The 5,671-nt window shown below is 67.2% G+C and carries 6 protein-coding genes and 1 pseudogene; 1 reads left to right on the top strand and 6 read right to left on the bottom strand.

All coding sequences use genetic code 11. The features are described from left to right. The 3 genes from AC27IQ_RS18155 to AC27IQ_RS18145 form a co-directional block, all read right to left on the bottom strand. Positions 1-113: FAD-dependent oxidoreductase (locus tag AC27IQ_RS18155; protein WP_487090290.1), on the bottom strand; the 113-nt coding region annotated here is incomplete at its 3' end. Between the two features lie 14 nt (positions 114-127). Further along, a complete protein-coding gene (gene hpnD / locus AC27IQ_RS18150; RefSeq protein ID WP_284407717.1) occupies positions 128-967 on the bottom strand; it encodes a presqualene diphosphate synthase HpnD in 840 nt (279 codons plus the stop codon). Positions 968-1,476: 509 nt separating this feature from the next. Continuing rightward, the gene (locus AC27IQ_RS18145) at positions 1,477-1,821 is read right to left on the bottom strand and encodes a hypothetical protein (RefSeq protein ID WP_487090289.1); all 345 of its coding nucleotides are present in this window, start codon (positions 1,819-1,821) and stop codon (positions 1,477-1,479) included. A gap of 127 nt (positions 1,822-1,948) precedes the next feature. Here AC27IQ_RS18145 and AC27IQ_RS18140 point away from each other — a divergent pair, with 127 nt between their 5' ends. Then, complete coding sequence (locus AC27IQ_RS18140) at positions 1,949-2,695, top strand: hypothetical protein (protein ID WP_487090288.1); 747 nt, start codon at positions 1,949-1,951, stop codon at positions 2,693-2,695. A 65-nt stretch (positions 2,696-2,760) separates the two neighbouring features. On the opposite strand, the gene AC27IQ_RS18135 is transcribed toward AC27IQ_RS18140, so the two are convergent. From AC27IQ_RS18135 to AC27IQ_RS18125, 3 genes and pseudogenes are all read right to left on the bottom strand, one after another. Then, positions 2,761-3,663 carry an amino acid ABC transporter substrate-binding protein gene (locus AC27IQ_RS18135; RefSeq protein WP_487090287.1) on the bottom strand — a complete coding sequence of 301 codons (903 nt, stop codon included), beginning with the start codon at positions 3,661-3,663 and terminating at the stop codon, positions 2,761-2,763. Positions 3,664-3,841: 178 nt separating this feature from the next. Continuing rightward, complete coding sequence (locus AC27IQ_RS18130; RefSeq protein WP_487090286.1) at positions 3,842-5,242, bottom strand: L-serine ammonia-lyase; 1,401 nt, start codon at positions 5,240-5,242, stop codon at positions 3,842-3,844. 238 nt (positions 5,243-5,480) lie between these two features. Beyond that, positions 5,481-5,671, bottom strand: a pseudogene (locus AC27IQ_RS18125) (squalene synthase HpnC); the annotation flags it as partial.

Genomic DNA, 5,671 nt, shown 5'->3' with positions numbered 1-5,671 from the left:
CGCCCCAGCACGCGGGTGGCCTCGAACACGGTCACGCAGTGCCCAGCCTGCGCGGCGGCCACCGCCGCCGCCATGCCGGCCCAGCCGCCCCCGATGATGGCAACACGTTGCATGGAAGAAAGCCGGCTCAGAGGCGTCCGAGGGCCTGCACCTTCCAGGCCAGCCACAGCTTGCGCAGCGGCGTCAGGCTCACCCGCTGGTGCAGCACCTGGAAGCCGTCGTGCTCGATCTCGCGCAGGAGGGTGCGGTAGATGCTGGCCATCATCAGCCCGGGCTTCTGGGCGCGCCGGTCGCCCGTGGGCAGCAGGGCGAGCGCTTCGTCGTAGAGCCGGTGCGCGCGCTCGGCCTGAAAGCGCATCAGCGCCGTGAACCGCTCGGAATACTGGCGCTTGAGGATCTCGTGCGCCTTCACGTCGAACTGCTGGAGCTCGGCCACGGGCAGGTAGATGCGGCCCATCATCGCGTCCTCACCCACGTCGCGGATGATGTTGGTGAGCTGAAATGCCAGGCCCAGGGTGTGCGCGTATTCGGTGGTGCGGTCGTCGGTCTGCCCGAAGATGCGCGCGGCCACCTCGCCCACCACGCCCGCCACCAGTTGGCAGTAGCGCGACAGGCCGGGAAAGTCGAGGTAGCGCGTCTGCTCCAGGTCCATCTGGCAGCCGTCGATCACGGCCTGCAGGTGGCGCTCCTCGATGCCGTAGGCCGCCACGTGCGGCATCAGCGCCTGCATCACCGGGTGCGTGGCACGCCCGGCAAAGGACTGGGCCACCTCGGCCTGCCACCAGGCCAGCTTGGTGCGGGCCACGCCGGCATCCGAGACTTCGTCCACCACATCGTCGACCTCGCGGCAAAAGCCATAGAAGGCCGTGATGGCGGCGCGCCGTGGCGCGGGCAGGAACAGAAAGGCGTAATAGAAGCTGCTGCCCGAGGCGGCGGCTTTTTGCTGGACGTACTGTTCCGGTGTCATGGGGCGCGATTCTCCCATGGGCGCCCGGGCTCGGCGGCGAACCGGGCTGGCTCGGGGCAGGGGCCGGCCTGCGGCCAGGCCAGGGGAGGGTGCCTTCGCATTCCTGCTTGCGCTTTCGGGTGGCCGTGCCGTGCCCGAACAGAGCCTGCCTACAGTGCATTTCAAGCGGCGATTTCCCGATGCGAGGCACGGCGAGCGACCGCCTCGAAAGGTTTTTCCATGTCCCTCAGTTCCAAGTTCGCTTCCAAGGTCTTATCGGCGGGCAACCGCTTCGTCAAGGAGGTGGCGTCGAAAACGACGGGTCAGGCCAAGACCCCATCGGGTGCCGCGCAGTCCCGGCCGCAGCAGGACACCGTGTTCTCCAAATTGAGTTCGCGCAACAATAACGCGGCCGCCAGTCCACAAGGCTGGCAGTCGCAACAGCCCCGGGCCAACCTGCAGTCGTTCCGGCCGGGCAGCCAGCAGGCTGGCCTCGCTGGCCAACAGCAGCAGCGTGTGCAGACCCCAAGTTACCAGCACGCCACGGCTGCCGCGACTTCTCCGCGGAAACAGCAGCCCGGGCCCGCGAGCTTGAAGATGTTCGGCGATGGGCGCAGCAATGCACCAGCATCCCAGCCGGGAGTGCACCGCACGTCGATGCGCCCCACCGGTTCGTCCAGCTCCCTCAGCTCGCTGAGCTCCTGGGGTTCCTCCAATTCTTCGAGCTCCCTCAGCTCCTGGAGCTCCACCAGCTCCTCGGGCTCTTCGAGCCCGTCGAGCCCGTCGAGCCCCTCACGCCCCACGAGCCCGTCGCGCCCCTCGACCCCGACGAGTCCTTCGCGCCCCTCGACCCCGACGAGTCCTTCGCGTCCCACGACCCCTGCAAGCCCCACCCGTCCGACGAGCACGGCGCAAGCTGCAAGGCCTCAGCAGGCAGCCACCTCTGCGAGTTTCGGGCGGACCAGGCCCCAGTCCTCGGAAGCCGATACGGCCCAGCCCAAATTGCAGTTCATCCGCGGAACCCGGGAGGTCAAGGCGAAATACCTGGAGGCCAAGGCCCGCATGGAGGCCGTGATCAGGGAGCACCATCAGGTGGACACGGCGTTGGACAACGCGACCGATGCCATGTCCGACAAGGAGTACGACGCGCTGAACGCACGGTATGAGACCCTGTCCGCTCAGAAAAAGGCAGCGGTCCGTGAACACAACGCCCTTCGCAACGAAATGGCGAGGATGAACATTCCTGTGGTGCACCATGTGAGCCAGGCACTGACGGCCAACCTTCCGATGCTGGAGAAACTGGCGGACCTGTCCGGCAAGTTCACCAAGGTCGATCAGACGGGCATGGCCTTCGATCTGGAGGGCACGATGCGCCGAAGCGGCGCGAAGATGGTGAGTACCTTCAAGACCGCTCAGGAGTTCGACGAACTGTCGGGTCAGCGCGATGCGATCATCAAGAGCCAGGCCCAGCTCAAGCAATTGCTCGCCAGCGACGAGATGGTCGGCCTGCGCTATGCCGATCCCAAGCTGCATGCCTCACTCAGCCAGATGGCGAAGATGGACCTCGGCCAGTCTTTCCGCAAGCTGGACGCCCTGCAAAGCGTGGCCAAGGACATCGAAGAAGCGTTCGACAGCCAGGGGCTGTCGTCAATGCTGTACTCGACTCCCAGCACGCCAGAAGAAATTCGGGAGCGCAAGGAAAAAGAGTTGCGAGAACACCAAGAGGCGATCGACCAAGGCTACATGTAAGCCGGTGGACCGGGGGCCATCGGCTCCGGGCCCCCACTGCCTGCCGCCATGGTGGCGGGCGGGCCTCAGAAGGCGATCTGCTCCACACCCATGTCGCTCGGCCGGCGCAGCGCCTCTTTCATGAACATGCTCATTGGGAGCATGCCTTGCTGCTCCACGCTGAACCACTTCTTGTACAGCGCGGCCATCTCGCCGCCCTGGATCATGCGGCGCGTCACGCGGTCCACCAGTTCCTTGAACTTGGGATCGTCCTTGCGCAGGCCGATGCTGTAGGGCTCCAGCGACAGGCGCTTTTCCAGGAACTGGTAGTCGTCCACGTTCTTGCCCAGGCGGGTGAGCGGAATCCAGATGCCCGCATCGTCGGCGAAGGCGGCATCGGCCTCGCCCTTGACCAGCGCGCCCACCACGTCGATCGTGCTGTCGGCCAGCACGTAGTTGAAGTGGCGGTTGTAGGTGCGCTCGTTGGCGCGCAGCAGCCCTTCGTTGGTGGTCTTGCCCTGCACGGCGATCTTCTTGCCCTGCAGGTCGTCCAGTGTCTTGATGCCCGAGTTCTTGCGCACTAGGAACGAAGAGGTCGCCACGAAGATGTGGTGGCTGAACGCGATCTCCTTTTGCCGCGCGGCCGTGTTGGCGGTGCCGCCGCACTCCAGGTCCACCACGCCGTCCTTCACGTCGCTGATGCGGTTCTTGCCGTCCACCAGCAGGTAGTGCACGCGCAGGTCGGGGCGTTTGAGTTCCTTCTTGATCTCGTCGAAGATCTGCAGGCACACGTCCACCGTGTAGCCCTTCACCGCGCCGTTGGCGTCCTTGAACGAAAACGGCAGGGACTTTTCGCGGTGGCCCAGCTTCAGCTCGCCCGAGCTGGCGATGCGCGCCAGGGTGTCTTCCGCCCACGCGGGGGCAGCGCTGCCGAACGCGGCCAGGGCCGCCATGAGCGCCCAGGGGCGCAGTCGAGAAAGGAAATGCATGGGTGGAGGCGAAAAGGCGGATGAAGGGGCGGCGGATGCGCCGGCGCCCGCACGGGCGAAAACCGCAAAGTGTATGTGCGTGTAACGAAAAAAGGCAGAGCCTGCCCGCGCCCCCGCGTGCAGGTGCGTCTTATTCACCACACCGGCGACGGCGCAGCCCCGGGTTGGGCGCCCTCACTCAGCACTCGACCACGTTCACCGCCAGCCCGCCGCGCGAGGTTTCCTTGTATTTGCTCTTCATGTCGGCACCGGTCTGCATCATGGTCTTGATGACCTGATCGAGCGAGACCATGTGCGTGCCGTTGCCGCGCAGGGCCATGCGCGCGGCGTTGATGGCCTTGATCGCGCCCATCGCGTTGCGCTCGATGCAGGGGATCTGCACCAGCCCGCCCACCGGGTCGCACGTCATGCCCAGGTTGTGCTCCATGCCGATCTCGGCCGCGTTCTCCACCTGCGCGGGCGTGCCGCCCATCACCGCCGCCAGCGCGCCGGCCGCCATCGAGCAGGCCACGCCCACCTCGCCCTGGCAGCCCACCTCGGCACCCGAGAGCGATGCGTTTTCCTTGTAGATGATGCCGATGGCACCGGCCGTGAGCAGGAAGTCGGCGATGCCGTCCTCGTCGGCGCCGGGCACGAACTTCACGTAGTAGTGCAGCACCGCCGGGATCACGCCGGCCGCGCCGTTGGTGGGCGCGGTCACGACGCGCCCGCCCGCCGCGTTCTCCTCGTTGACGGCCATGGCGTAGAGGTTGATCCAGTCCAGCATCGACAGCGGATCGCGCAGCGCCTCTTCGGCGCGGCCGGACAGCGTCTGGTGCAGCTGGCCCGCGCGGCGCTGCAGCCGCATAGGGCCGGGCAGGCTGCCGTGGCTGGCGCAGCCGCGCTGCACGGCGCCGGCCATGGTCTGCCAGATCTGCAGCAGTCGCTGGCGCACGTGCGCGCGGCTGTGCCAGTGCCCTTCGTTGGCCGGCGTGACGGCGGCGATGCTCTGCCCGGTGGCGGCGCATTGGGCCAGCAGTTCGGCGGCGGTGCGGTAGGGGTGCAGCAGTCCCATGCCGGAACCTGCTGCGCCCTGGTCCAGGGCCTCGACGCTGTTGAGCACCCGCTGGCCGCCTTCGTCCACCACGAAGCCGCCGCCCACCGAGTAGTAGGTGCGCGTGAGCAGCAGTTCGCCCTGCGCCCCATGGGCATGCAGGCTCAGGCCGTTGGGGTGAAACGGCAGGCTCTTGCGTCGGAACAGCAGGTGCTCCTTTTCGATGAAGGCGATGCGGTGCGTGCCCAGCAGGTCGATGTGGCCGCCCGTGCGGATCGCTTCAACCGTGGGGCCGATCCGGTCCGGGTCGATGCGGTCGGGCTCGTGCCCGGCCAGGCCCAGCAGCACGGCGCGGTCGGTGCCGTGGCCGATGCCGGTGGCGGCCAGCGAGCCGAACAGCTCCACCACCACGCGGTGCACGGGCGCCAGGCCCATGCAATCGCGCAGGGCGACGGCGAACTGCCGCGCCGCGATCATGGGGCCGACGGTGTGGGAGCTGGACGGGCCGATACCGATCTTGAACAGGTCGAAAACGCTGACGGACATGGCGGGCAATGAGGGCTGTGGGGCGCGCAGGCTAACCGGCTGGCGGGGGCCGGGCATGCTCGCTATCCCGGGGCGGCCTTGCGCGAGGCCTGTGCCTTACCGGCTCAATCAAAATCGATCGCTACAAAAAATATAGCGTCATGCCCTAGTAATCATTGTGCTGAAGGCCGATTCGATGCCTGGATTATCGGCCTACAGAGCCGCGACTGAAGCCGCGCTTGCCGGGCATGAATTCGCCTTACATCGCCACGGCCCGGCCCAGCATGCGGGCCCAGTCCAGCGGGCGCAGGCGCGGGCGGGTGTGCAGGCTGTCGCCGTCGAGCGCCTCCACCTTGTCCAGGATGCGCAGTCCGCCCTGCACGACCAGGCGCAGCTCCCAGCCGGCGCGGCCGGGCAGGCGGTGCACCAGGGGCGCGCCCTGGTCCATCA

Source organism: Acidovorax sp. KPB24-07 (assembly GCF_057543315.1).
This window is presented reverse-complemented; position numbering and strand designations above follow the sequence as displayed.

Bases quoted from the DNA above. Each gene is read 5' to 3' on its own strand.
- hpnD (WP_284407717.1), bottom strand. From the start codon at position 967: ATGACACCGGAACAGTACGTCCAGCAAAAAGCCGCCGCCTCGGGCAGC.
- AC27IQ_RS18135 (WP_487090287.1), bottom strand. From the start codon at position 3,663: ATGCATTTCCTTTCTCGACTGCGCCCCTGGGCGCTCATGGCGGCCCTG.
- AC27IQ_RS18130 (WP_487090286.1), bottom strand. From the start codon at position 5,242: ATGTCCGTCAGCGTTTTCGACCTGTTCAAGATCGGTATCGGCCCGTCC.